Raw genomic sequence first — 24,699 nt, 5'->3', positions numbered from 1 at the left:
ATCCGCTTTTCCCTATTAATTTTTCAGAGCATAGGCAAGCTTGCGCCAACTAGAACAAATCAGAAGATTGTTGTTTTGTTCTAGTTATGGAAATAGGTTCCCAATATGTTTTGCTAGGGAAACGGCATTCCCAAAATATCCATCCGTTAACAGAGGTGTTTGTGATAGATGTTGCTGCAGCGGATGGCGAATCAAAACGTTTACCGTTTAAAACAAGGGCACCATTGTCTACTTTTGCTGAATATCTAGTTCCTTTGTACTTAGTACGAAATTCCGTTCCATGGGGAAAGACAACACCACTTGTTTTCCAATCTTCACCTCCTTTATCCGAGGTATTTGCTTTAGCAGAGGGTTCTATAAATACTGCGGTTTTTTTTGAAGATGATGTAGGAGATTCAGGCGGTTTGGGCGTCTCATTAGTTGGTTTATCTAGTTCTAAAATCTCTCGTAAAACATCGTTATACGATACCGATTCGTTGGCACGTTTTGCGGTAAGAGCTTTAAAAACGTCAAAATCAATTTCAATATTCATTATCATAGTTCTCCAAGATTTATAGTTACCTATAGAACTTTAAAGTTCTATAGGTAACTATATTACTATTTTCTTTCTTGAGTGTAAATCTTGAAATTTATTTTTTCGACGAGAGCTGGGGTGACATGCGTTTTCAAATCAGGGTGAACCGCCCCGGTTTTCTCAGAGGCTCCAACTTATGAGAAAATGGAGCTATGAAAGAGAAAAAACACCAATCATTATTCATTGATGGTTCGGGAACGAGCCGTTCGTATGGTGCGTAAACATCAGGGCGATTACGCTTCGGAATGGTCCGCCATTCAGTCGATTGCCACCAAGATCGGTTGCTCGACCGAGACGTCGACCCGCTGGATCAGGCAATCGCAAAAAGTGAGCATAGACCCAAAAGAACCGAGCGTCAGCGAGTCGGAATGGATCAAATGGAATGCGAAGCACGCGAGTTACGACAGGCCAGCGAGATTCTGCGTAAGGCGTCGGCTTATTTTGCCCCGGCGGAGTTCGACCGCCGGTTCAAGCCATGAAAGCCCAGTAGGATACGTATAGCGCACCTTTTCGATGCCGAAATAACTCGCTGAGGAAAGGTATTCTAACGGAGTACAAAATTATGGCAGGACTGTCACAAAATCTATGCCCGCGTCGCATTTGAGTATGGGTTAAGGTACGCGATGAGTACCCTACCTGGCTGGGCAACGAGGAAAGTTTTTGCAGCTACAGCCACGGCGCTGGACGAATCATGTCGAGAACGGCGGCGAAAAAGCAGGGATCGATTGAAGAGCATATCGTCGCGATCGAGGACGTGGGAATGCCGTAAAGATCAGTCGGTGATCGATACCCCCTCGGCAGCCTGCAAACCAATCGAACAGGTGATGCAGGCGCAAAGCGATCTAGTGGAGATCATGCACACATTAAAGCAGGTGTGTTTGCATCAAAGGCTAGCAATATCTTTCATACAACTCAAACTTGAAAGCAAAAAAAAGCCCGCTTTGTAGCGGGCTTTTTTAAAACGGTTAAACTGAATTCAATCAGTTTTTGGTTTTATCAACGATCTGGTTGGCTTTGATCCAAGGCATCATGCTGCGCAGTTTCCCACCGACAACTTCGATCGGATGCTCTGCATTCAGGCGGCGTTTGGCTGTCATTTCGGGATAGCCGGTCATGCCTTCCAGGATGAATTTCTTGGCGTACTCGCCGTTTCTGATGTTTTTCAGCGCTTCGCGCATCGCCCAGCGGCTTTCTTCGTTGATGACTTGCGGGCCTGTCACATACTCGCCATACTCGGCATTGTTGGAGATCGAGTAGTTCATGTTGGCGATGCCGCCTTCGTACATCAGGTCGACGATCAGCTTCAATTCGTGCAGGCACTCAAAGTAAGCCATTTCAGGCGCGTAGCCGGCTTCAACCAGCGTTTCAAAACCGGCTTTGACCAGTTCAACGGCGCCGCCGCACAATACCGCCTGTTCGCCGAACAGGTCGGTTTCGGTTTCGTCGCGGAAGGTTGTTTCGATGATGCCTGAACGGCCGCCGCCGATGGCCGATGCGTATGACAGACAGATGTCTTTGGCTTTGCCTGATGCGTTCTGATGCACAGCGATCAGGTCAGGGATGCCGCCGCCGCGGACAAATTCCGAACGCACGGTATGGCCCGGCGCTTTAGGCGCGATCATGATCACGTCCAGATCGGCGCGTGGTGCAATCTGGTTGTAAAGAATCGCAAAGCCGTGTGCGAATGCCAATGCTGCGCCCTGCTTGATGTTCGGCTCAATCTCGGCTTTGTACAGTTGAGACTGGAACTCGTCAGGCGTCAGGATCATGACCACGTCAGCGCCGGCAACGGCTTCAGGCACGTCTTTAACGGTCAATCCGGCATTCTGCGCTTTCGCAACCGAGGCAGAGCCTGCACGCAAGCCTACGACAACTTCAACGCCGGAATCTTTTAAGTTGTTGGCATGGGCATGACCTTGTGAACCGTAACCGATGATGGCTACTTTTTTACTTCTGATGATTGAAAGATCAGCATCTTTGTCGTAATAAACTTGCATAAGTTTTCCTATGTTTTAAGTTTTTAAAATTTCAAACCAGAACCGGCTGACCGGATTCTGAATAACCAAAGCAGAACTACAGGTGCAGTCCTTTCTCGCCGCGCGAAATGCCGGTCGGACCGGAGCGCACGACTTCAATAATATTGCCTGAGTCAATCGCCGCAATGAATGCATCCAGTTTATCCGACGTACCGGTCATTTCAACCACATAGGATGTCGGCGTCACGTCGATGATCCGGCCGCGGAAGATATCGGTCAGGTTTATGATTTCTCCGCGCGTCTGGTCCGTGGTTTTGACTTTCACCATCATCAGTTCGCGTTCAATGTGCGAGGACTCAGCCAGATCGATCAGCTTGACCACATCGATCAACTTATTGAGCTGTTTGGTGATCTGCTCGATGATGTCATCACTGCCGCGCGTGACCAATGTCATTCTGGACAGGCTGGGTTCTTCCGTCGGCGCTACGGTCAGCGACTCAATGTTATAGCCGCGCGCTGAAAACAGGCCGGCAACGCGCGATAATGCACCGGCCTCATTTTCCATCAGTATAGAAATAATATGTCTCATTATGCCAGTTCCCTGTCGGTCGGTGTTCCCGGTGCTACTCTCAATTTCATGTCATGATGGCCTTTGCCGGCTTCGATCATCGGATAAACGTTCTCGGTCCGGTCGGTTATGATGTCCAGGAACACCGTGCGGTCTTTCATCGCAAAGGCTTGCTCCAGCGCCGGCCGCACTTCTTCCGGCTTGTCGATGCGCATGCCGACATGGCCATAGGCGTCGGCCAGTTTCACGAAATCGGGAATCGTGTCCATATAGGAATGTGAATAGCGGCTTTCATACGTGAACTCCTGCCATTGGCGTACCATGCCCATGTAGCGGTTGTTCAGGTTGACAATTTTGACCGGCGTATTGTACTGCAGCGCCGTCGATAATTCCTGAATGCACATCTGGATGCTGGCTTCGCCCGTAACGCAGGCCACATCGGCTTCGGGAAAGGCCAGTTTGACGCCGATCGCGGCCGGCAAACCGAATCCCATCGTGCCCAGACCGCCGGAGTTGATCCAGCGGCGCGGCTTGTCGAAATGATAATACTGAGCCGCATACATTTGATGCTGCCCTACATCCGAGGTGATGTATGCATCGCCTTTGGTCACTTCATAAAGCTGCTCGATCACATACTGGGGCTTGATGATGGCGCTGTCTCTGTCGTATTCCAGGCACTTGACGGCTCGCCATTTCTCGATCTGATTCCACCAGTTTTCCAGTTTCTTCTTGTCCGGCTTCTTGTCGCTTTCCTTGATCATTTCCAGCATTTGTTCCAGCACCGGCTTAACATCGCCGACGATGGGCACATCGACTTTAACGGTCTTGGAAATAGACGCCGGATCGATATCGATATGGATAATCTTCGCGTACGGGCAGAACTGGTCAAGCTTGCCGGTGACACGGTCATCGAAGCGCGCGCCGATTGCGATGATCACATCGCTCTCGTGCATGGCCATATTGGCCTCATAGGTGCCATGCATGCCCAGCATGCCGACGAACTGCTTGTCTGTCGCAGGAAACGCGCCCAGCCCCATCAAGGTATTAGTGACCGGATAGCCCAGTAGGTGGGCCAGTTTCGTCAGTTCCTTGCTGGCCTCGCCCAGCACGACGCCTCCGCCTGAATAAATCATCGGTTTTTCTGCGTCCAGCAACAGATCCACGGCCTTTTTGATCTGGCCTTTGTGCCCAGCTACGGCCGGATTGTAGGAACGCATCGTGACTTTTTTAGGATATTTGTAAGGAACCTTGATTTTGGGATCGGTGATATCCTTAGGGATGTCAATGACGACCGGCCCGGGGCGTCCTGTGGTCGCTACGTAAAACGCCTTTTTGATGGTCTCGGCCAGTTTGGTCACGTCCTTGACCAGGAAATTATGCTTTACGCACGGCCGGGTAATACCGACCATGTCGACTTCCTGGAAGGCGTCGCTGCCAATCACCGGCGAGGATACCTGACCGGAAATGACGACCAGCGGAATCGAATCCAGATAAGCAGTGGCAATACCGGTTACGGCGTTAGTCGCGCCTGGTCCCGAAGTCACCAGCACCACGCCAGGCTTTCCGGTTGCACGGGCATAGCCGTCGGCAGCATGGGTTGCCGCCTGTTCATGCCGGACCAGAATGTGTTTGACGTCGTCCTGCTGGAAAATGGCATCATATAAATGCAATACCGCTCCGCCAGGATAGCCAAAAATATATTCCACGCCTTCGTCTTTGAGACTCTGAATTACGATTTGTGCGCCATTTAGCTCCACGCTAATTTCCTCAATAAACTTAATAGGACTTTCGATTCAAGCCGATTATATTCGTTTTTCAAAATTCAGGCCCGATGTCGCCGGTATTATTTTGAAAAAAGTTGCATAAACTACTGATATTGTCTTATTCCGTCAAGATAATCTGGACTATTTTACTCGGTTCTTAATCAAATTGTAATTTTGACCTGATGTTAAATTACGGATCGTTTTTTTATGCCGTTTAACATCCGAACACTATAACTCTTTGACCGCCTCAACTAAAGTGCGTATAGATGCGTATATGCTTGTGTTTAATAAACGCCTGCGGTCGAATATCCTATAGGGCGCAGGTAAATTCGACTCTATAATTGCGCAATATCAATTTTGATATTGACTGTACGGTTTAATGCTTGTCTAGCCTATGACAATCCATTATTGTTCTAAAAATCACGCACTCACATAAGGAATCGATAAAATGTCAATAAAAAATGCTTTCTATGCCCAGTCAGGGGGAGTTACGTCTGTCATTAACGCCAGCGCATGCGGAGTTATAGAAACCGCTCGGCAGCATCCCGACAAGATAGGTACGGTCTATGCCGGCTACAATGGCATTATCGGCGCTTTAAAGGAAGAGTTGATCGATACCAGCCTTGAATCGGACGCCGCCATTGCCGCATTAAGACACACGCCGGCCGGCGGCTTCGGTTCCTGCCGCTACAAACTGAAGAGCCTGGAACAAAACAAGGCCGAATACGAGCGTCTGATCGAAGTCTTTAAAGCGCACAATATCGGTTACTTCTTCTATAACGGAGGCGGTGATTCTCAGGATACCGCCTATAAAGTTTCTCAGTTGGGCGACCAGCTGGGTTACCCAATCACTTGTGTCGGCGTGCCCAAAACCGTGGACAATGACTTGCCCATTACTGATACCTGTCCGGGTTTCGGCTCTGTCGCCAAGTACATCGCCGTTTCAATGCGCGAAGCCAGCTTCGACGTAGCCTCCATGTGCTCCACATCCACAAAGGTTTTCGTCCTGGAAGTCATGGGGCGCCATGCCGGCTGGATCGCCGCGGCAGGCGGACTGGCAGCCGATGCCGACAACGACATCCCGCTGGTTATCCTGTTTCCCGAAGTGAAGTTTGATCAGGCCAAGTTTCTGGCCAAGGTCGATGAAAAAGTCAAAGCGCATGGCTACTGTTCTGTCGTTGTCTCGGAAGGCGTGAAAGGCGCTGACGGCAAGTTTCTGGCCGAGGCCGGCGGCACCGACGCGTTCGGCCATGCCCAATTGGGCGGCGCGGCGCCGGTAGTCGCCAATATTGTCAAAGAGGCATTGGGCTATAAGTATCACTGGGCGGTTGCCGATTATTTGCAAAGAGCCGCTCGCCATATCGCTTCGAAAACCGATGTGGATCAGGCTTATGCCATGGGCAAAGCCGCAGTGGAACTGGCTATCTCCGGCAAGTCGGCGGTCATGCCCACTATCGTCAGGACATCGGACTCGCCTTATCAATGGCATGTAGGCCATGCCGAGCTCAAGGATGTCGCCAACGTTGAGAAAATGATGCCGGCCGAGTTTATTTCGGACGACGGGTTCGGCATTACCGAAGCGTGCCGCCGTTATCTGCAGCCCTTGATCATGGGTGAAGATTATCCGCCTTATAAAAACGGCCTGCCGGATTATGTGACCATGAAAAAACAGATGATCGCTAAAAAGCTGGCTGACTTTTCCATCTAGCTTGTCCTGGCCTTTCTTGAAGGGCAAGGAAGCAAGTACATACCGATAACCACGGAAACCGGGCTTTCCGTGGTTATTTGGTAAGGACAGGCTCTGCTGAACACTATTTCGCTTAACCTGTCGCTCGCACAATGGTGCGTTCTCTTTGCCCTGCTCGCGTCTCTCGGCGCTATTTTATACGGCCTGCGGTTTCGCCTTGGGTGCATCGTGCTCAGCACCGGCTGGTTTACGGGTATAAATATTTCGGTTCGCGCCAATGCCTGCACGGCTCAAGCCGCCCGTACGGGCACGTCCCATGCATTTCTGATCGCCATCCGGGGCGACTCCATTACCGGGACTTATTCTGCAGTAAATTCGACCTCGTAACCGGAAAATTTCCGAATATTAATGACGCCTGTGTCCAGTATCAGATACTGGCCTTTAATGCCATGCAGAACGCCTGCAACTTCGGATTGCGAATCAAGATTGAAGGATTTGACCTTTACCGGATAATTGTCGACTGGATAATGAATATCGACCGCTTGCTCATGCGCCAGAAATTCAATCGCCTGTGAGCCGAAGCGCTCGCTTATATCCGCCAGTTCCGTTTTACACACGCCGATCAGTTCATCGCGTTTAGCGGCCAGATCGACCGGCTGGGCATGATTTTTCAACATCTGCTGCCAGCTGGTCTTGTCGCTGACATGCTTGGCGATGGCTATCTCAACCAGGCCGGAAATATAGCGCGACTGCGCTTTAAGAATCGGCAAGGCCTGTACGGCACCCTGATCGATCCAACGCGTCGGGATCTGACTCTGACGCGTAATGCCCACTTTGATGCCGGAGGAGTTGGCCAGGTAAACGATATGCGGCTGAAAACAAAATTCGGCCGCCCATGCCGGCTCCCTGCAGGTGCCTGCCTCAAAATGGCAGGTTTCCGGCTTCACAATACACATATCGCATTGCGCCAGCGTAGAAAAACAGGGATAACAATAACCTTGGCTGAAACTTTTCTTGGTCTGCCTGCCGCAATGCACGCAAAAAATCCTGCTGGTATAGTTAAGTTTGATCGGCTTGCCGATCAGCGGATTCAATGGAATCAACCGATCCGTTAACGGCAATTCATACCAAACCGGATTGTCCAGTTGGGTATGCATTTTTCTTAATTGTCCCTGCATGCAGGTATTCCTCTAAAAAAGCTGGTAACAACTGATATAATGTCATGATTTGATAATCTACTAAAGAGGACAAGCATGTCACTAATGAGCGTTTCGTCTGGAAAAGATCTTCCGAACGATATTAATGTTGTCATTGAAATACCTGCCTACAGCGACCCGGTCAAGTATGAAGTCGATAAAGAGACCGGCGCACTGATGGTAGACCGCTTCATGGGCACGTCGATGCAGTACCCGACCAACTACGGTTATGTGCCGCATAGCCTTTCAGATGACGGTGACCCGGTTGATGTTCTGGTGATTACGCCTGCACCGTTGTTGAGCGGTTGCGTGGTGCGCTGCCGTCCTATCGGCGTCCTGAAAATGACTGATGAAGCCGGAGCAGATGCCAAGGTGCTGGCCGTGCCGGTGGAAAAGCTGACGCCGTACTATAACCGTGTGAAGACTTACGAAGACATTCCCGAAAGTAAATTAGCCAAAATCGCGCATTTCTTTGAGCACTACAAAGATCTGGAATCGGGCAAATGGGTCAAAGTTGAAGGCTGGTTTGGCCTGGAAGAAGCTCGGGAAGAAATCATGTCAAGCATAGAACGTTATAAAGCAGCCAAGAAGAAACCGCACTTCTAAACGTTGTTATCAGCTATACAGAGGGGGCGGTAGCAGCGCCCCCACAAACTATTCGGTCACCTTTCAGCGCTTATAACCGTCGGTATTCTTCTCGACCCAGCGCTGATCCTCCGACTTTAAAACTTCCTTTTTCCAGAAAGGCGCTTTCAACTTTAGCGCTTCCATAATATACCGGTTCGCATCGAACGCATCGCCGCGATGCGACGTCCAGACCGCTACCAGCACGATGGGCTCATTAGGCAGAATATCCCCCACGCGATGCACAACCAGCGCATCGATAATCGGCCACTGCTGCTGCGCTTCGGCAACGATTTTTTCGAGCTGCTTTTCGGTCATGCCCGGATAATGCTCGAGATTCATGGCTTTGACATCATCGCCTTCATTGAAATCGCGCATTGTGCCGATAAAGAGGCTGGTCGCGCCGAATTTGCCGGCCATATGCTGCGCCGCGTTTTGATAGGCCTGAACTTCATGCCAGGGGTCAAAACCTTCCGCACAAATTTTTACTGTCATTATCAGCCTCCGGTTACCGGCGGAAAAAAAGCCACCTCGTCGCCGTCTTTGACAACACTGTTCCAGTCCACATATTCCATATTGACAGCCGCCAACAGATTATCCGGCAGCGGCTTGCCGGCGTTGGCGCGGCGCCATACATCGCTGACAGTGGCAATGCCCTCAAACTCAAGATCGTCTTCCGAGCGCCCCAGGCTTTCTTTCAAACTGGCGAAATAACGCACTTTAATTGACATAGTCATTCACGCGGCCATAAAAAAAATAGATAATAATACTTTGAACCTCGCCTCTGCAAAACGGCTCAGATAATGACAAGCATGGTTACATATATCTCGCCTTCCTGCACTTTCATAACACGACTTAGCAGTTGCCAGGCCCTTTCATTCCTTTAACGATAATTCTACTGATTTGTGACTCAACTAACCCATTTTAATCAAGCCGGCGAAGCCCATATGGTCGATGTTGGCGACAAAGCGATCACTCAGCGCACGGCCGTCACCGAAGGCTATATTGAAATGCAACCGGAAACGCTCAAGCTGATCATCGAAGGCGGACATAAAAAAGGTGATGTGTTGGCTATCGCTAGAATTGCCGGCATCATGGCCAGTAAGAAAACGGCCGATTTGATTCCGCTCTGCCATCCTCTGCCCATCACGCATGTAGACATCAACCTGACCGCGGAAACCGATAAAAACCGCGTACGCTGCCAGACCACGGTAAAAACCAACGGCCAGACCGGCGTAGAGATGGAAGCGCTTACCGCCACGCAGATCGCTTTGCTGACTATTTACGACATGTGCAAGGCCGTGGACCGGGGCATGGTCATTCAATCCGTCCAACTATTGGAAAAAGACGGCGGCAAATCGGGGCACTGGCAACGCCAATAAACCCTCTGCCATAAATCTTCTCCCGGATACATTCTCTGCCGCGGCCAGTCTTATTTTCCAGCTTGGCCCAAAGGTTTATGAGATAGCCAAGCCTTCATAAAAATCTCGCTGATGGCCCTGCCGGCGGTCATGATAGGTTTTTTGATTTTTTACAGCCCTCTCATCCTTAGTGGGACTTGGAGGGAATTCGGTTCGCCGCACAGCAGACTACTGGCTATTGATCATACTCAGAGCATGGGGCGGACCGCCTAGGAACTCACATGAATAGCGATAGGAATTGGCTACGACTTGTTTTTTCTTAAGCCGGCTAATGCCTTAAACAGTTTCCCGGCTTTGCCATTGTCAGGCTTTTGCTGAGCAAATAATTCATCACGGCGGACCAGGTTCAGCCATTTTTCATATTCTCTTTGCGTTTCTTCCAGTTTGCTGCGAATTATTTTTTTATGTTCACTGGTAATCTCAAGCCGAATGAAATCGCTGTCTATCCTGAGCATGAACCGGGCAACTTCATCCAACAGATCATCATCGACTTCTTCAGGGGCAAAGCTTTTTTTATAGACGCCAAAATTCTCGTGATTATTGATGAGTATTTTTATATTTGAGGCGGCATAATCCACTTCAAACTTAAATCTTACCGGAACTTTCCGCATCACCGTAAAACTGGCATTTTGTACCGTACCGACGCCCTGGAAATACTTCCATTCAAAAGGCACCTTGTGCGCGCTTAAAAAGGCAACCTCCTGCTCAATCAGACTTCTTCCTTGCAGATGATAAGTAAATGTACCTTCGTTCTGACAGAAGAAATTGACATTGACCTGCATAAGTTTATCGGGATCGGCATATCCCATAATGCCGTCGGTGTTTATTCTGTATCCGGTCTGGATCAGTCGGCCGAACTGGGGGTATCTGGAACTATAATCATCAATGAAAACGGCCTGTTCAAGATAAGTTAAATGCTCCACCATTTCTTTCATGAACACAAAAATGCTTTGCATTTTGGGCAGGATCGATTTCTTATAGCGCGCAGCCAATTCTTGCTCAATAGTTTGTTGATCCAGCGCATCATCTTGCTTTCGATTTACCTGATCCCTTAATTGTTCAAGAACCCCCATAGTCACTCCTTTAGCTTTTATTACAGATTACTGCAATAAGTGTAGCGCAGATTTCATAATAAATATGGGATCTGCGCTACTTTAGCGCCTCTAAATTTTATGATAGATGGCTGCGCCTTCCTCAACAAACTGCTTGGATTTCTCATCCATGCCTTTTTCCAGGGCTTCTTCTTCGGCGATGCCTTTTTCAGCCGCGTAATCGCGTACATCCTGGCTGATTTTCATTGAGCAGAAATGCGGACCGCACATGGAGCAGAAATGCGCGATTTTGGCCGATTCCTTGGGCAGGGTTTCGTCATGGAACTCGCGCGCCCGTTCCGGATCCAGGCCGATGTTGAACTGGTCTTCCCAGCGGAATTCAAAACGTGCTTTGGACATGGCATTGTCGCGCGCCTGCGCGCCGGGATGGCCTTTGGCAAGATCGGCGGCATGCGCGGCAATTTTGTAAGTCACGATGCCTTCGCGTACGTCTTGCTTATTAGGCAGGCCCAAATGCTCTTTCTGGGTCACATAGCAGAGCATCGCGCAGCCGTACCAGCCGATATTGGCGGCGCCGATCGCCGAAGTGATATGGTCGTAACCGGGCGCGATATCGGTCGTCAAAGGTCCCAAGGTATAAAAAGGCGCTTCGCCGCATTCTTCGAGCTGCTTGTCCATGTTGACCTTAATCATGTGCAGAGGCACATGTCCCGGACCTTCGATCATGGTTTGCACGTCATGTTTCCAGGCGATTTTCGTCAGTTCGCCCAGGGTTTCCAGTTCGCCGAACTGCGCGGCATCGTTGGCGTCGTAAATTGAACCCGGCCGCAACCCGTCCCCTAATGAGAAAGACACGTCATAGGCTTTCATGATTTCGCAGATCTCTTCGAAATGCGTGTACAGGAAACTTTCCGTGTGATGTGCCAGACACCATTTCGCCATAATGGAGCCGCCACGCGACACGATGCCGGTCATTCTCTTGGCGGTCAGAGGCACATGATGCAGGCGTACGCCGGCATGAATCGTGAAGTAGTCGACGCCCTGTTCGGCTTGTTCGATCAACGTGTCGCGGAAGATTTCCCAAGTCAGCTCTTCGGCCTTGCCGTTGACTTTTTCCAGTGCTTGATAGATAGGCACCGTGCCGATAGGTACAGGCGAGTTGCGCAAAATCCATTCGCGCGTTTCATGAATGTTCTTGCCGGTCGACAAATCCATGATCGTATCGCCGCCCCAGCGGATGCCCCAAAGCATTTTTTCGACTTCTTCCTCAATGGACGACGTAACTGCCGAATTGCCGAGATTGCCGTTGATTTTCACGAGGAAGTTGCGGCCGATAATCATTGGCTCCAGCTCGGGGTGATTGATATTGGCCGGAATAATGGCCCGGCCGCGCGCGACTTCGGAGCGCACAAACTCGGGGGTAATGACCGATGGAATCGACGCGCCGAAAGAATCGCCCGGATGCTGGTCTTTCCATAACTCGCGCATTTCTTCCATTTTCTGGTTTTCGCGGATCGCAATGAATTCCATTTCCGGCGTAATAATGCCCTGTCTGGCATAATGCATTTGCGTGACATTGGCTCCGGCCTTGGCGCGGCGCGGCTTGCGGATATGCTCAAAGCGCAGATCGGCGGTCGCCGGATCTTCCAGGCGCTGACGACCGAATTCCGAGCTTGGGCCAGACAGCTCTTCGGTATCGTTACGCTCGGCAATCCAGGCCGCACGGATGGCGCTCAGGCCTTTTTTTAAATCGACTTCAACCGCCGGATCGGTGTAAACGCCTGAGGTATCATAGACATACAGCGGCGGGTTTTTTTCCGCGCCAAACTGGGCCGGCGTATCGGACAGGGTAATCTTGCGCATCGGAACGCGTATGTCAGGCCGGCTGCCTTGAACATAGATTTTTTCCGATGCCGGATAGGAATCAATTTTGACACTGCTGGTAGCAGACGTAAGATCTTTAAGGACAGCGCTCATGCTTATCTCCGAAATTCAATAAAACAAGACGCAGGGAAGTGTGGGCTTTCCTACGCCGGTATTAACCGGGGTCAGGTTCAAAGGGTTTCTCTCAGCCTCAAGACGTATCTCGAAGCACCCCTAGCCTTTACGGATAAAGGCGCTAAGTTAAAGGAAAATGACCTGTTTTGCAAGCCAGCGCCGCATTGTGGCATTTATAAAAACCTTATAAATCAAAAGCTTTTATTTAAAGACTAACTTAAAATTATCCTTTCGATTCAAATTAAAGCACTACTGCCCTTAGGCATTGAGATAAAATACTATGATGTGCCATCTTGAAGGAGGCGCGGACTGAACCAGATATCGGCCAGAATCGAGTCTGCGGCCCATCGTTATCTGCCAATTACAGTTGCCATTATTTCGGCTATATTGCTTAAACATAGGCGCAAACGGTATCGCCAATTGGGTGGATAGAAAAACTTATTGCCTCTGTCTGCCCGGAAATGTCCCGCTGTTTCCTGTACAAAATTGTCGCGTTAGAAAAATGATTTTTTCCAACAGCAGTGTTAGAATCTCCCAACTAGTGACTAACCAGATTTAACGGATGTCGACAGACCCTCAACAAACGCCTCATCTCCCGCCCGCCCTGGAATTTAAGAGCAGTACATTTTCTGTACCTGTCTTGGTTTTATTCGATAACGATACGGCAGTGATCGAACAGCAACTCCAGGAAAAAGTTCGTCTGGCGCCTGAGTTTTTCAAAAACTCACCGCTGGTGTTTGACCTGCAGGAACTGAATAGGCAGGAGCGCGAGATTGATATTGACGTACTGACGAAAATCATCCGCAAACTTAATTTACTGCCGATTGGTATACGCGGCGGCAACCCGCAGCAGAACCAGCAGGCCATAGCGCAGGGCATTCCGGTCCATTCAATTCATAGCAGCAGCGCCTCCGCGCCTGTAGAAGCTGTGAAACAGAAAAAAACCGCTCCGGAACCCGCCCCAAAAGCAGAGCCTGTAATGAGCACGCTTATTACGCATCCCATCCGTTCCGGCCAGCGCCTCTATGCCGAGGGAGACTTGATCATTCTGGCTCAGGTCAGTGCGGGCGCCGAAATCATGGCCGAAGGCAATATTCATGTTTATGGAACATTAAGAGGCCGAGCACTGGCCGGTGTGCAGGGCAATCCGGAAGCGCGCATTTTCTGTTCCGATTTGCAGGCTGAGCTTATTTCGATTGCCGGCACCTACAAAATCAGTGAAGACCTGAACGAATCCGTCAGCAACAAGCCCGTTCAGATCTATTTGCAAAACGAAAATTTGATCATTAAAGATCTTTAATTAATACCGCTAACTTGGAGGAACAACCCTTGGCAAGAATCATCGTCGTAACATCCGGAAAAGGGGGTGTTGGCAAAACAACAACGAGTGCGGCCATCTCCATGGGGCTTGCAAAAAAAGGCTTTAAAACAGCCGTCATTGATTTCGACGTAGGCTTACGCAACCTGGATTTGATCATGGGCTGTGAACGCCGTGTCGTTTATGACTTTATCAATGTCATGAATGGCGAAGCCAACCTGAACCAGGCATTGATTCGCGATAAACATTGCGACCAGCTTTACATTCTGCCCGCTTCCCAGACGCGCGACAAAGATGCGTTAAGCATCGAAGGCGTAGGCAAGGTATTGGAAGAATTATCCAAAGATTTTCAGTATATTGTCTGCGATTCCCCGGCCGGCATCGAGAAAGGCGCTCACTTGGCCATGTACTTCGCCGACGATGCCTTCATCGTGACCAACCCGGAGGTTTCCTCGGTTAGAGACTCAGATCGCATGCTAGGGCTTTTGGCGAGCAAATCGCGCCGGGCCGAGCGAAACGAGGAGCCGATTAAAGAATACCTGCTGTTGTCCCGCTACTCGCCGGATCGCGTAAAACTAGGGGAAATGCTCAGCGTGAAAGACGTGCAGGAAATTTTATCCCTGCATTTACTGGGTGTAATTCCGGAGTCGAAATCGGTATTGAATGCGTCAAACTCAGGCGTTCCTGTTATTCTGGATGAAAAAAGCGATGCCGGCCAGGCCTATGCCGATATCGTTGCCCGCTATTTAGGCGAGGAGAAACCCCATCGTTTTATTGATGAGAAAAAAGGTCTTTTCGGGAAGCTTTTCGGGGGTAAATAATGAGTTTACTCGACTATTTTAGAAGCAATAAGGCCAGCTCGGCATCGGTGGCGAAAGAAAGGCTGCAAATTCTGGTGGCTCATGAGCGATCCTCCAGAAACCAGCCCTCCTACCTTCCTCAGTTGCAGAAAGAGCTGCTGGAAGTTGTAAGAAAATACATTAACGTAGGGCAGGATGCCATTTCAGTTAATTTTGAACAGGATGATGATCAGGAAATACTCGAATTAAATATCGTATTGCCTGATCATCACACTAATAAGAAGTCTTAATTTTTTAACCAACCCTATACATCAAGGTGATCAATATGTCTTATACAATCGGCGAGGCTGCGGGTAAAATCTGGCGTTATCTGGATGAGAATGGTCCCGCCAGCGTATCTAAAGTGACTTCTGAAACAGGGATCAGCAAAAATGATATTCAACGCGCAATTGGCTGGCTGGCTAAAGAAGACAAGCTATCCATTGAAATGAAAGGCCGCGCTGAAACCCTATCATTGAAATAAAGCATAGATCAAGGGCTAAAGTTAAAAACCCCAGCACTTTAGCCTTGCAGTTGCCCTACACCAGAAACAGGGTTGCCAGACCCAGGAAAGCCATAAAGCCGATCACATCGGTAACCGTAGTCAATAGCACACCACCTGCCAAGGCAGGATCTACGCCTATCTTTTGCAGTGCCAGCGGAATGCTCGCACCGGCCAATGCGGCGCAAACCAGATTGATCAGCATGGCGCTGCCCAGCAATAATCCGATACTGCTGCTTTGAAACCAAATCCCTGCAATGCAGGCAACGATAACTGCCCATAAAGCGCCGTTCACAACACCGACAGCGATTTCCTTTCGAAACAGCCTTATGGCATTGATGCTGCTGATCTGCCGCAACGCCAATCCGCGTATCACCAGGGTCAGCGTCTGACTTCCGGCAACACCGCCCATACTGGCGACAATAGGCATCAATACCGCCAACGCGACAATCCGGTCTAAAGTTGCCTCAAACAAACCGATAACCCAGGATGCCAGAAAAGCCGTCAGCAGGTTAATGCCCAACCAGATTGCACGCCGCTTGGCGCTCGTCATCACAGGAGAAAATATGTCCTGTTCTTCATCCAGGCCCGCCATGCTCATCAGTGAATGATCCGCTTCCTCGCGAATAACATCGACGATGTCGTCGACCGTGATTCTTCCCAGCACCTTACCGTCTTCCGCGACAACAGGCGCGGAAATCATATCGCGCTGCTCAAATAATAAAGCGACTTCCCCGGCCGGCATCTGATAAGGGATGCCGCTCATACTGAAATCCATCACTTCCGACACCATGGCATGAGGATTTTTGGTCAGCAATACGGCTAAAGGCAAAACGCCCTGAAAATGATCGTTTCGGTCAACAACGACCAAGTTGTCCGTCGCTCTGGGCATGGACCCGCGCTTTCTTAAATAGCGCAGCACAACATCCAGCGACACGTCGGCGCGCACGGTCAATACATCAAGGCTCATTAAACCGCCCGCGGTATTATCATCGTACGATAAAGCCGATTCCAGGCGACGCTTTTCCTGTATGCCGATCGATTCCGTCACTTTGGAAAGCAGCGGCTCGGGAAGCGTATGCAGCAGATCGATCAGATCATCCGACTCCAGACTTTCCACTGCAGTAGTCAGATCTTGCCAGTCAGTAATTTCTATGAGCCCGTTCGCCACCTCGACATGCAGATCGACCAGAATCTCTCCAACAGTATTCAGCGGAATCAGTTTCCAGATTTTTTTTCGGTCTTCAGGCGCCAGCGATTCGATTAAAAGCGCTATTTCCGCGGGATATAATTCTTGAATAAACTGCCTGACTTCATTCTCTGAGCCTGAACCCAGCAGTTCTGTCATGCGTTTGAGGAGAAGCTCGTTATTGTCCTGTTTTGCAGTAGCTGACATAGAAGAAATATCCGTAAAAACCGGCACAACAGACCCATGCTGTATCAGTTCCAGTTGATCAATGCAGAAAAAGACTAATGCAATTCTCTATGGCGAACAATTACGTTCAGAGAACAATTCTTAAAATGCTGGGCTAATGAATCAACCAGATAAACCGATCGGTGCTGCCCGCCTGTGCATCCGATTGCAACGGTTAAGTAACTCCGGCCTTCTGCTTCAAACCGAGGTATCCAGCGTTGAAGAAAATCGGTAATATCTTGAAAAAACTCAGCGACTAAGGACTCGCCTTTAAGAAAATCCGCTACCGGCTTATCCTTTCCGGTCAAACCGCGCAATTCCGGGATCCAGTGAGGGTTTGGCAGAGAACGGGCATCAAATACAAAATCGGCATCCAGCGGCACGCCATGCTTAAAACCAAACGACTGAAACTGTAAGGCAATATGCTGGGCATTCCTTTCGCCGATCTGCTCTTTGATCAGCTCCCGCAACTGATGGTAATGCGTTCGACTGGTATCGATGACGACATTGGCATGCCGGGCAATCGGGGTCAGCATTTCCCTTTCGATTTTCAGCGCTTCTTTTAACGGTATATTAAAGTCCGTCAGCGGATGGCGTCGGCGGGTTTCACTGTAACGCTTCAATAATGTCGATTCTTCAGCCTGCATGAATATGATTTCGCAATCTATCCCTTTGCTGCGAATCAGGTTCAGGCAATCCGAGAAACTGAGCAGGCTTTCGCTCTGGTTTCTGGCATCAATGCCGATCGCGGTTTTTTTATAAGTTTTTTTATCGGCCAGCATGACGTGGTTGATAAAGTCTTCCAGCAATGTGACCGGAAGATTATCGATACAGAAATAACCACAATCCTCTAGCGTTTCTAGCGCGATACTTTTACCGGAACCGGAGAGGCCGCTGACGATTAACAGTTTCATAATAATTAGCTGCAAGGTTAAAAGCTTATTTTAACCTTGCAGCTTACACCTTATCTATGGCTTCCGATTTTTTCTTTATGCTTGATAATCTGGCGATCCAATTTATCAACCATACTATCGATGGCTGAGTACATGTCTTCCTGCTCATCTTCAGCAAACAATTTTGCACCGCTCAGCTGCAAGGTGGCTTCGGCTTTCTGGACTAATTTTTCAACACTCAAAATAACATGGACATCAGTCACATGGTCAAAATGACGCGCCAGCGTTTCAAATTTATTTTCTACGTGCGCTTTCAACGCATCGGTTATTTCAAGATGATGGCCTGTTATATTAACTTGCATGGAATAAACTCCTAAGGGTGAAAGATTGGTTTTTATTGTTATCAGCCAGCGCTATAAAATGCGCTTTCTCTGACTGGACGGCGAAATCAACATCGCTTCACGATACTTCGCAACGGTCCTTCTCGCGACATTGATGCCTTTTTCTTTTAATAAGTCCGCTATTTTACTATCGCTTAACGGTCTTGCCGGATTTTCACTTCCGATTAATTCTTTAATAAATGCCCTGATAGCCGTAGCTGAACATTCTCCGCCGCTTTCCGTCGACACATGACTGGAAAAGAAGTATTTGAATTCGACGATGCCGTTCGGCGTATGCATGTATTTCTGCGTCGTCACGCGGGATATGGTTGACTCGTGCAATTCCAGTTCCTCGGCAATATCTCTGAGCACCATGGGCTTCATCGCTATAGGGCCATGCTCAAGAAACGCCGGCTGCTTTTCCACGATACAGCGCGCCACACGCAGCAAAGTATCATTACGGCTGTGCAGGCTCTTGATAAACCATCTGGCCTCCTGCAAGTGATCCTTCATGGCTGCATTGTCTTTGCTGTTGTCAGATCTTTTGATCAGCGACGAATAAAAGGGATTTATGCGCAGCTTGGGCGCAATGTCCGGATTAAGATGCACTTGCCATGTACCGTTCTGTTTGGTCACATAGACGTCAGGGATCACATATTCGGACTCGGCCTCCTGTACGCGCGCGCCGGGCTTGGGATCCAGCGTCCTGATCAACGCGATGATCGCCTCCAGCTGGCGCTCTGTGACGCCTAATCGGCGCATCAGCTTTGACTGGTCGTGCGAAGCCAACAAATCCAGATGCCGCGAAACGAGAACCAGCGCCTCTTCCTTGAAAGGCGTAGAGTCCGGCAACTGCTGCAGTTGTATTCTCAGGCAATCGCTTAAATCAACTGCCGCGACGCCTGCCGGATCAAAATTCTGCACGCGGTGCAATACCGCCTTAACTTCGTCAAAATCAAGATCTTCCAACTGCACCTGCAGGCCCTGAAAGATGTCATCCGGACCGGCTCTCAGATAGCCGTCCTCATCCACCGCATCGATAATAGCCATGGCGATGGCGTGATCGCGCTCGGAAAAACGGGTCAACTCCAATTGCCATAATAAATGATCCAATAGTGTTGAAGACTTGCTGCGCTGCGGTTCAAATTCGCCGGCATCATCGGAAGAACCGGCCCCCGCAGCCATCACGCTGTCATAAACGTCCTCCCAGGAATATTCCAGCGGCAATTCCTCCGGAATATCGGTTTGCGAGCCTTCGCTGGTCTGCAGGTCGGAATTGTCAATTTTCTTTTCGGATGCCGGCTCAGCCTCCGGCGACACGCTTTCTTCTTCATTGATCTCCAGCATTATATTGGATTCCAGCGCCTGTTGTATTTCCTGCTGCAGATCCAGAGTCGACAATTGCAGCAATCTGATCGCCTGCTGCAATTGCGGCGTCATAGTCAGTTGCTGGCCCAGCCGAAGATGTAAGGATTGTTTCATCGGAATAAGATCTTTTCTAACTATTTTAACTTAAAGACTAAAGTTATCGCCTAAATAAACTTTTCGTACTTCCTGATTGGCAACGATGGCTGCTGCTCCGCCTTCTGCGATCACCCTGCCATCGGCAAGTATATACGCTCGATCACAAATACTTAATGTTTCTCTGACATTATGCTCGGTAATCAATACACCGATGCCCCGATATTTTAAATGCTCAATGATCTTTCTGATATCCTCTACCGAAATCGGATCAACACCGGCGAAAGGTTCATCAAGCAAGATGAATTGCGGATTGGTGGCCAATGCCCTGGCAATTTCAACGCGCCGGCGCTCTCCGCCGGACAACCCCACGGCAATCTGGTCGCGCAGATGCAGGATATGAAACTCCTGCAGCAACTCTTCTATTACCAGTTCAGCCTGCCCCTTGGTTAAATCGGAACGAATCTGCAGTACGGCGCGCAAATTATCCGCCACACTCAGCTTGCGGAACACCGAAGGCTCCTGCGGCAAATAACCGATGCCCAATTGCGCCCTTAAATGCATAGGATGATGGGTCAAATCGTGCGAGTCCAGCATAATCTGGCCTTCATCGGCCTTAATCAAACCCACCATCATATAAAAACTGGTCGTTTTACCGGCCCCGTTAGGTCCCAGCAAGCCGACGACTTCGCCGGTATTGACATGCAATGACACACCGTTGACTACATTGCGCTTGTTGTAATTTTTAATCAGCTGTTTTGCTGCTAATTTAGCCATTGTTACTTAGCTTCTTTGGGTTTCGGTTTCAGTATGACGCGCACGCGCTTTGAGTCGGAAGACTTTTCGCCGGCTCTGACGACCGAATTTTTACTGTCGTATTCGATTAATTTGCTGGAATAAGTGGCATTGCCCTGCCAGACTGTCGCATCATCGATCAGGATCAGCAGGTTCTTTTTAGGATAATACTCGCCGATCATGGCTTCACCGGTGATATCTTCCTCACCCTCGTTGGGCTTTTGCCTGAATTTTGCCTTGTTGCCTGTAAACACCAGTTTTTCGGCGTCGCCGTCGACAAAATAAACCACCAACTTATCGGAATTGACTTTAATACTGCCCTGAATGGAAACCACGTTGCCGGTATAAGTACTTATGGCTTTGCTGTCGTCATAAGTCGCCGTGTTGGAATCTATCGTGATAGGCTGTTCGGAGTCACTTTCCAGCGCCATGGAGGCAGAGCCATATAAACCTAAGAATAAGGCAAAGCAGCAAAAAATTGCCGATTTTTTATTTCGTTTCATACTTTCCTCGCACATTAGCGAGCAATTTAATATTAATCGGGTTGGAAAAAACGAGTTTCATGCCGGTACCCGTAGTCACATTGGGAGGACTGATCAGTTCCGCCCATTCATCTGTTTCCGCATAACTGGTTTCCGGCTTAACTCTGACATTGGAAGTGTTGATGATAAGCTGGTTGACGCCTTCGCCCTTGGCTCTCTCAACGTGGACCTTTCCCGTCAGCAGCAAATCCTTGCCATCGGCGGATAAAATGCCGGTTTCAGATTTAACGACCCAAGGCGGCGTTTTCTCCTTGTGGAAAGACATCACGGGCTTTTCCAGATGCGTTGTGCCGTCATCGCTGTAGTGCGTCATTTTATCGGCAAGCAATTTATTTTTTAATTTGCCTGCTTCATTCATTTCCCACTTCGTATAGCCTGTACTGAAATAATCAGGACTGTGAGGCGGAGCCGGAGCCCGCAGCTCATCCAGTCCGGTCAATTTAACCAGCCACCAGCTCATTACTGCAATAATGATAGTGTACAGGTAAATATATTTGCCGCTTAGATTGATCATTTCAGATAAGCATTCACAACGTCTTCAAAGCGTCCCTGGGCCTGCATGATCAAATCGCAGACTTCCCTGACCGCGCCGTGTCCGCCGGGCAAAGTCGTGCACCAGTCGGCGTGCTGTTTGACGGCAAAATTCGCATCATCAACCGCAATGGCAAGACCGACTCGGGTCATGATCGGCAGGTCCAGCAAGTCATCGCCGACATGGGCCGCCTGGTCCGGCGTAATCCGCAACTTGTCGATGATTTCATCAAACGCGGCAATTTTGTTTTCATGGCCTTGGTAGACATATTCGATGCCCAGATTCTTCATGCGCAGCGCTACCGAGTTCGATTTGCGCCCTGAAATAACGGCGACTTCCACGCCGGTCTGCCGCAACAGCTTGATGCCGTGCCCGTCGCGCGCATGAAAGGCCTTGTATTCATTGCCTTCATTGTCAAAAAAAAGCTTGCCGTCAGTTAAAACGCCATCCACATCCAGAATCAGGAGTTTCAGCTTTTTGGCCTTTTCCAGCACGGCCTGCATTTGTCCTGTTTCTGTCATTACACTATTCCCGCATGAATCAAGTCATGCATATTTAAAGCCCCTATCGCGCATCGATGCCCGTCGACGACTATCAGCGCGTTGATTTTTTTCTGCTCCATGATGCGCATGGCTTCGGCGGCGAGCATATCGGCCGCAATAACGGTGCAATGCGGCGTCATGACTTCGGTAATGGCGGTACGATGAATGTCCAGATTCCGCCCCAGCATGCGCCGCAAGTCGCCGTCGGTAAAAATCCCCACCACCCGGTTATCGGCATCGACGACCGCAGTCATGCCCAGCTTTTTTTCGGTCATTTCCAGCAGCGCCTCGCTGATCAATGCCGTCTCCGGAACGGACGGCACTTTACTGCCGGCATGCATGATATCGCTCACCATCAATAATAGCCGCTTTCCCAAACTGCCGCCGGGATGCGACAAGGCAAAATCATCGCGCGTAAATCCGCGTGCTTCGAGCAATGAAACAGCCAAGGCATCGCCCATTACCAGCGCCGCGGTTGTACTGGAAGTCGGCGCCAGTCCCAACGGACAGGCTTCCTGCTCAACACCGACATGAATGTGGACCGTTGCAAATTTAGCCATCGTGGAAGCGGGGTTTCCGGTCATCGCGATTAAAGGCACGCCCAGACGCTTGATAATCGGCAGGATAGTCAAAACTTCGCCGGTTTCGCCGGAATTTGACAGCGCCAGCACCACGTCCTGACGCGTAATCATACCCAGATCACCATGACTGGCTTCGCCCGGATGCACAAAAAAAGCCGGCGTTCCCGTACTCGCCAGCGTCGCGGCAATCTTGCCGGCGATATGCCCTGACTTGCCCATACCCGTAACGACAACGCGGCCGGTACAATTGAACATCAACTTGCAGGCGGCAACAAAATCATCATTGATCTGCTCGGCCAATGCGGCAATCGCGCGATTTTCCACCTGGATAACAGCCAGCGCCAGTTCACGGAGCTTTTGATCATGTATCTTCATGTTCTGCCGGCAATATCAAACGGCAACCGCGCTTTGATAAAGAAACCATCCATAGACAGTATAAACCGACACTAAGCCGAACCCTTCCATGCGACTGATATGCCCGGCTTTTGAAATGCCATAACCCAAAATAAACAATGCGCCGGTAAAAGCCAGCATGACCGGAAAATCGCGTGTCAGCACACTCTCGGCAACCGGCCCCGGCGCCAGCACGCCCGGCACTGAATAAACAGCCAGTAGATTATAGATATTCGAACCAACGACGTTTCCGACCGCCAAATCATCCTCACCTTTCAAAACACTGCCGATTGATGCGGCCAGTTCTGGCAGGCTCGTGCCTACAGCAACGATCGTCAGACCAATCACTACATCACTGACGCCAAAAAACTGAGCGATATTGACCGCTGACATCACCAATACGCGAGAGCTCAGCAATAACCCAACCAATCCAAACCCGAAATACAGCCATGCTTCCTTATTAGGCAAATTCTCGGACAGTTCGGCTTCCATCTCCTCCCCCAAAGGATCGCGTTGTTTTTCATTAGATGCTGTACGGATCAACCATCCTGTAAAGGTGACCAACCCTACCAGCATCAAAGCGCCGTCGAAAAAATCCCAGCCATCCAGGGACAGCAGGTAAGCGCCGATACTGAGAGCCATCAATACCGGCAATTCTCTTTTTAAAATGCCGGAATGAAACGCCAAAGGTGCCACCAGCGCCGTAGAGCCCAGGATCAAACCGATATTGGCTATATTGGAACCCAATGCGTTGCCTATGGCCAGACCGGCATTTCCCTGCCATGAAGCAATGGTTGATACCAGGATTTCCGGCGCAGATGTGCCCACGCTGACTATCGTCAAACCGATGAGCAATGGAGAAACGCCGAGATTTCTGGCAATGGAGGCCGTTCCCGTAACGAATTTATCCGCTGAATAGACTAAAACAGCCAATCCTGCTAGCAGAGCAATAAAGTTGATGACCATGGAGTTGCAGCTCAAAAATTGCGTATTATGCCATGTTTATCTCATTCATGTACTATGCATGATAAGCCCTCTACCATGACTCCATGCATGTCGAGATTTATCGATGCAGCGCTATAAAAACAAATACACATCCTTAAATTAATACATCCGCCTATTTGCCCAACACATTGATCATTGGAGAGACAAGATTCACCCATTGCCGAATAGATTCTGTTTTAAAGATTACTGCAAACAGCGGGCGAAATTGAAATTCGGCTAGAAATTTGGGCAATTCTGCAGCGGCAAGGGCTTGCCAACATAAATGCGGAGATAAGACTGGAGCAGTAACAGCGACACTGTGAAGAAATTTATCACATACCGGCTTTGGGGTTATCTTCTGTACTATTTATTTCAATTAGCCAAATGCGGGATCGGCAATCATGCAAACGTATTTTCCCGACAACAGTAATTCCTCCTTCAAAATTTCCTATAACCTTTGACGCCCTTGCACTGGCCCGACTCTAGTCTTAGACGCCGATTTCCTGCAGGAAGTCGGCAATTATCTGTATCATCAATAAAAATCTCCGGCAGTTCTTGAGCTTGTTTTTCGGCAAAAACCATTGGCCATAAATCAGCATCGCCATTATGCTATTAGCTTCGCACATAGTCAGTGTCCGCAATCCGATATCGCCCAGGCGATGAC

At 49.5% G+C, this 24,699-nt stretch carries 28 protein-coding genes, 1 pseudogene and 1 riboswitch; of the genes and pseudogenes, 9 read left to right on the top strand and 20 right to left on the bottom strand.

Translation table 11 applies throughout. The features are described from left to right. Positions 1-49: 49 nt before the first annotated feature. Positions 50-532: a DUF2924 domain-containing protein gene (locus tag ACTNE6_RS03035; RefSeq protein WP_442498539.1), complete on the bottom strand. Its 483-nt coding sequence runs from the start codon at positions 530-532 to the stop codon at positions 50-52. A 287-nt stretch (positions 533-819) separates the two neighbouring features. Here ACTNE6_RS03035 and ACTNE6_RS03030 point away from each other — a divergent pair, with 287 nt between their 5' ends. After that, entirely contained in the window at positions 820-1,053 is a 234-nt protein-coding gene (locus ACTNE6_RS03030; RefSeq protein ID WP_442499730.1) for a hypothetical protein, read from the top strand. A gap of 212 nt (positions 1,054-1,265) precedes the next feature. Next, positions 1,266-1,521, top strand: a pseudogene (locus ACTNE6_RS03025) (RtcB family protein). 33 nt (positions 1,522-1,554) lie between these two features. Here ACTNE6_RS03025 and ilvC read toward each other — a convergent pair. From ilvC to ACTNE6_RS03010, 3 genes are all read right to left on the bottom strand, one after another. Next, positions 1,555-2,571 carry a ketol-acid reductoisomerase gene (gene ilvC, locus ACTNE6_RS03020; protein WP_442498538.1) on the bottom strand — a complete coding sequence of 339 codons (1,017 nt, stop codon included), beginning with the start codon at positions 2,569-2,571 and terminating at the stop codon, positions 1,555-1,557. Positions 2,572-2,647: 76 nt separating this feature from the next. Continuing rightward, the gene (ilvN, locus tag ACTNE6_RS03015; RefSeq protein ID WP_194969665.1) at positions 2,648-3,139 is read right to left on the bottom strand and encodes an acetolactate synthase small subunit; all 492 of its coding nucleotides are present in this window, start codon (positions 3,137-3,139) and stop codon (positions 2,648-2,650) included. Next, entirely contained in the window at positions 3,139-4,875 is a 1,737-nt protein-coding gene (locus ACTNE6_RS03010; RefSeq protein WP_442498537.1) for an acetolactate synthase 3 large subunit, read from the bottom strand. Before ACTNE6_RS03010 ends, ilvN begins: the two co-directional genes overlap by 1 nt. A gap of 454 nt (positions 4,876-5,329) precedes the next feature. Here ACTNE6_RS03010 and ACTNE6_RS03005 point away from each other — a divergent pair, with 454 nt between their 5' ends. Further along, positions 5,330-6,589 carry a 6-phosphofructokinase gene (locus tag ACTNE6_RS03005; RefSeq protein WP_331817275.1) on the top strand — a complete coding sequence of 420 codons (1,260 nt, stop codon included), beginning with the start codon at positions 5,330-5,332 and terminating at the stop codon, positions 6,587-6,589. A gap of 338 nt (positions 6,590-6,927) precedes the next feature. On the opposite strand, the gene ACTNE6_RS03000 is transcribed toward ACTNE6_RS03005, so the two are convergent. Beyond that, complete coding sequence (locus ACTNE6_RS03000) at positions 6,928-7,746, bottom strand: DUF2797 domain-containing protein (RefSeq protein WP_442498536.1); 819 nt, start codon at positions 7,744-7,746, stop codon at positions 6,928-6,930. Between the two features lie 75 nt (positions 7,747-7,821). Here ACTNE6_RS03000 and ppa point away from each other — a divergent pair, with 75 nt between their 5' ends. Continuing rightward, positions 7,822-8,370 (top strand): inorganic diphosphatase, encoded by a 549-nt coding sequence (gene ppa / locus ACTNE6_RS02995; RefSeq protein WP_194969669.1) that lies wholly within the window; start codon positions 7,822-7,824, stop codon positions 8,368-8,370. Between the two features lie 63 nt (positions 8,371-8,433). Here ppa and ACTNE6_RS02990 read toward each other — a convergent pair whose 3' ends face one another. Both ACTNE6_RS02990 and ACTNE6_RS02985 read right to left on the bottom strand, forming a co-directional pair. Further along, on the bottom strand, positions 8,434-8,883 hold the full coding sequence (locus ACTNE6_RS02990) for a molybdenum cofactor biosynthesis protein MoaE (protein ID WP_442498535.1): 450 nt from the start codon (positions 8,881-8,883) through the stop codon (positions 8,434-8,436). Between the two features lie 2 nt (positions 8,884-8,885). Continuing rightward, positions 8,886-9,119: a MoaD/ThiS family protein gene (locus ACTNE6_RS02985; protein WP_442499665.1), complete on the bottom strand. Its 234-nt coding sequence runs from the start codon at positions 9,117-9,119 to the stop codon at positions 8,886-8,888. A gap of 174 nt (positions 9,120-9,293) precedes the next feature. On the opposite strand from ACTNE6_RS02985, the gene moaC reads away from it, so the two are divergent. Continuing rightward, entirely contained in the window at positions 9,294-9,770 is a 477-nt protein-coding gene (moaC, locus tag ACTNE6_RS02980) for a cyclic pyranopterin monophosphate synthase MoaC (RefSeq protein WP_434483839.1), read from the top strand. 281 nt (positions 9,771-10,051) lie between these two features. Here the strand turns inward: moaC and ACTNE6_RS02975 are convergent, their stop codons facing one another. Then, entirely contained in the window at positions 10,052-10,882 is an 831-nt protein-coding gene (locus tag ACTNE6_RS02975; protein ID WP_194969672.1) for a hypothetical protein, read from the bottom strand. A gap of 90 nt (positions 10,883-10,972) precedes the next feature. Next, positions 10,973-12,838: a phosphomethylpyrimidine synthase ThiC gene (gene thiC, locus ACTNE6_RS02970; protein WP_194969673.1), complete on the bottom strand. Its 1,866-nt coding sequence runs from the start codon at positions 12,836-12,838 to the stop codon at positions 10,973-10,975. A gap of 30 nt (positions 12,839-12,868) precedes the next feature. Beyond that, a riboswitch (TPP riboswitch) is annotated at positions 12,869-12,970 on the bottom strand. A 451-nt stretch (positions 12,971-13,421) separates the two neighbouring features. On the opposite strand from thiC, the gene minC reads away from it, so the two are divergent. From minC to ACTNE6_RS02950, 4 genes are read left to right on the top strand one after another with little or no spacing between them, the layout of a single operon-like run. Next, a complete protein-coding gene (minC, locus tag ACTNE6_RS02965; RefSeq protein WP_442498534.1) occupies positions 13,422-14,159 on the top strand; it encodes a septum site-determining protein MinC in 738 nt (245 codons plus the stop codon). Between the two features lie 29 nt (positions 14,160-14,188). Further along, on the top strand, positions 14,189-14,998 hold the full coding sequence (gene minD, locus ACTNE6_RS02960) for a septum site-determining protein MinD (RefSeq protein WP_194969675.1): 810 nt from the start codon (positions 14,189-14,191) through the stop codon (positions 14,996-14,998). Further along, entirely contained in the window at positions 14,998-15,267 is a 270-nt protein-coding gene (minE, locus tag ACTNE6_RS02955) for a cell division topological specificity factor MinE (RefSeq protein ID WP_194969676.1), read from the top strand. Before minD ends, minE begins: the two co-directional genes overlap by 1 nt. A gap of 35 nt (positions 15,268-15,302) precedes the next feature. After that, positions 15,303-15,500, top strand: coding sequence for a winged helix-turn-helix domain-containing protein (locus tag ACTNE6_RS02950; protein WP_442498533.1), 198 nt, complete (start codon positions 15,303-15,305; stop codon positions 15,498-15,500). A gap of 55 nt (positions 15,501-15,555) precedes the next feature. Here ACTNE6_RS02950 and mgtE read toward each other — a convergent pair whose 3' ends face one another. From mgtE to ACTNE6_RS02895, 11 genes are all read right to left on the bottom strand, one after another. Further along, on the bottom strand, positions 15,556-16,914 hold the full coding sequence (gene mgtE, locus ACTNE6_RS02945; RefSeq protein ID WP_442498532.1) for a magnesium transporter: 1,359 nt from the start codon (positions 16,912-16,914) through the stop codon (positions 15,556-15,558). A gap of 74 nt (positions 16,915-16,988) precedes the next feature. Next, positions 16,989-17,846, bottom strand: coding sequence for an RNase adapter RapZ (rapZ, locus tag ACTNE6_RS02940; protein WP_194969679.1), 858 nt, complete (start codon positions 17,844-17,846; stop codon positions 16,989-16,991). 50 nt (positions 17,847-17,896) lie between these two features. Beyond that, positions 17,897-18,187, bottom strand: coding sequence for a ribosome hibernation-promoting factor, HPF/YfiA family (gene hpf / locus ACTNE6_RS02935; protein WP_194969680.1), 291 nt, complete (start codon positions 18,185-18,187; stop codon positions 17,897-17,899). 51 nt (positions 18,188-18,238) lie between these two features. Next, the gene (locus ACTNE6_RS02930; RefSeq protein WP_442498531.1) at positions 18,239-19,687 is read right to left on the bottom strand and encodes an RNA polymerase factor sigma-54; all 1,449 of its coding nucleotides are present in this window, start codon (positions 19,685-19,687) and stop codon (positions 18,239-18,241) included. 30 nt (positions 19,688-19,717) lie between these two features. After that, a complete protein-coding gene (gene lptB, locus ACTNE6_RS02925) occupies positions 19,718-20,443 on the bottom strand; it encodes an LPS export ABC transporter ATP-binding protein (RefSeq protein WP_194969682.1) in 726 nt (241 codons plus the stop codon). 2 nt (positions 20,444-20,445) lie between these two features. Further along, positions 20,446-20,892, bottom strand: coding sequence for a lipopolysaccharide transport periplasmic protein LptA (gene lptA, locus ACTNE6_RS02920; protein ID WP_331817245.1), 447 nt, complete (start codon positions 20,890-20,892; stop codon positions 20,446-20,448). Positions 20,893-20,950: 58 nt separating this feature from the next. Further along, positions 20,951-21,517, bottom strand: a complete 567-nt coding sequence (gene lptC / locus ACTNE6_RS02915; RefSeq protein WP_442498530.1) for an LPS export ABC transporter periplasmic protein LptC — start codon at positions 21,515-21,517, stop codon at positions 20,951-20,953. Further along, positions 21,514-22,056, bottom strand: coding sequence for a 3-deoxy-manno-octulosonate-8-phosphatase KdsC (gene kdsC, locus ACTNE6_RS02910; protein WP_434483845.1), 543 nt, complete (start codon positions 22,054-22,056; stop codon positions 21,514-21,516). Before kdsC ends, lptC begins: the two co-directional genes overlap by 4 nt. Beyond that, the gene (locus tag ACTNE6_RS02905) at positions 22,056-23,033 is read right to left on the bottom strand and encodes a KpsF/GutQ family sugar-phosphate isomerase (RefSeq protein ID WP_442498529.1); all 978 of its coding nucleotides are present in this window, start codon (positions 23,031-23,033) and stop codon (positions 22,056-22,058) included. The genes kdsC and ACTNE6_RS02905 overlap by 1 nt, the downstream gene beginning before the upstream one ends. 15 nt (positions 23,034-23,048) lie before the next feature. Continuing rightward, positions 23,049-24,017, bottom strand: coding sequence for a calcium/sodium antiporter (locus ACTNE6_RS02900; RefSeq protein ID WP_442498528.1), 969 nt, complete (start codon positions 24,015-24,017; stop codon positions 23,049-23,051). A gap of 506 nt (positions 24,018-24,523) precedes the next feature. Continuing rightward, complete coding sequence (locus ACTNE6_RS02895) at positions 24,524-24,661, bottom strand: hypothetical protein (protein WP_442498527.1); 138 nt, start codon at positions 24,659-24,661, stop codon at positions 24,524-24,526. Positions 24,662-24,699 lie beyond the last annotated feature (38 nt).

Source organism: Methylobacter sp. sgz302048, from assembly GCF_052162025.1.
Classification (GTDB): domain Bacteria; phylum Pseudomonadota; class Gammaproteobacteria; order Methylococcales; family Methylomonadaceae; genus Methylobacter.
The sequence above is the reverse complement of the archived record's forward strand: the minus strand, read 5'-3'. Positions and strand labels throughout refer to the sequence as shown.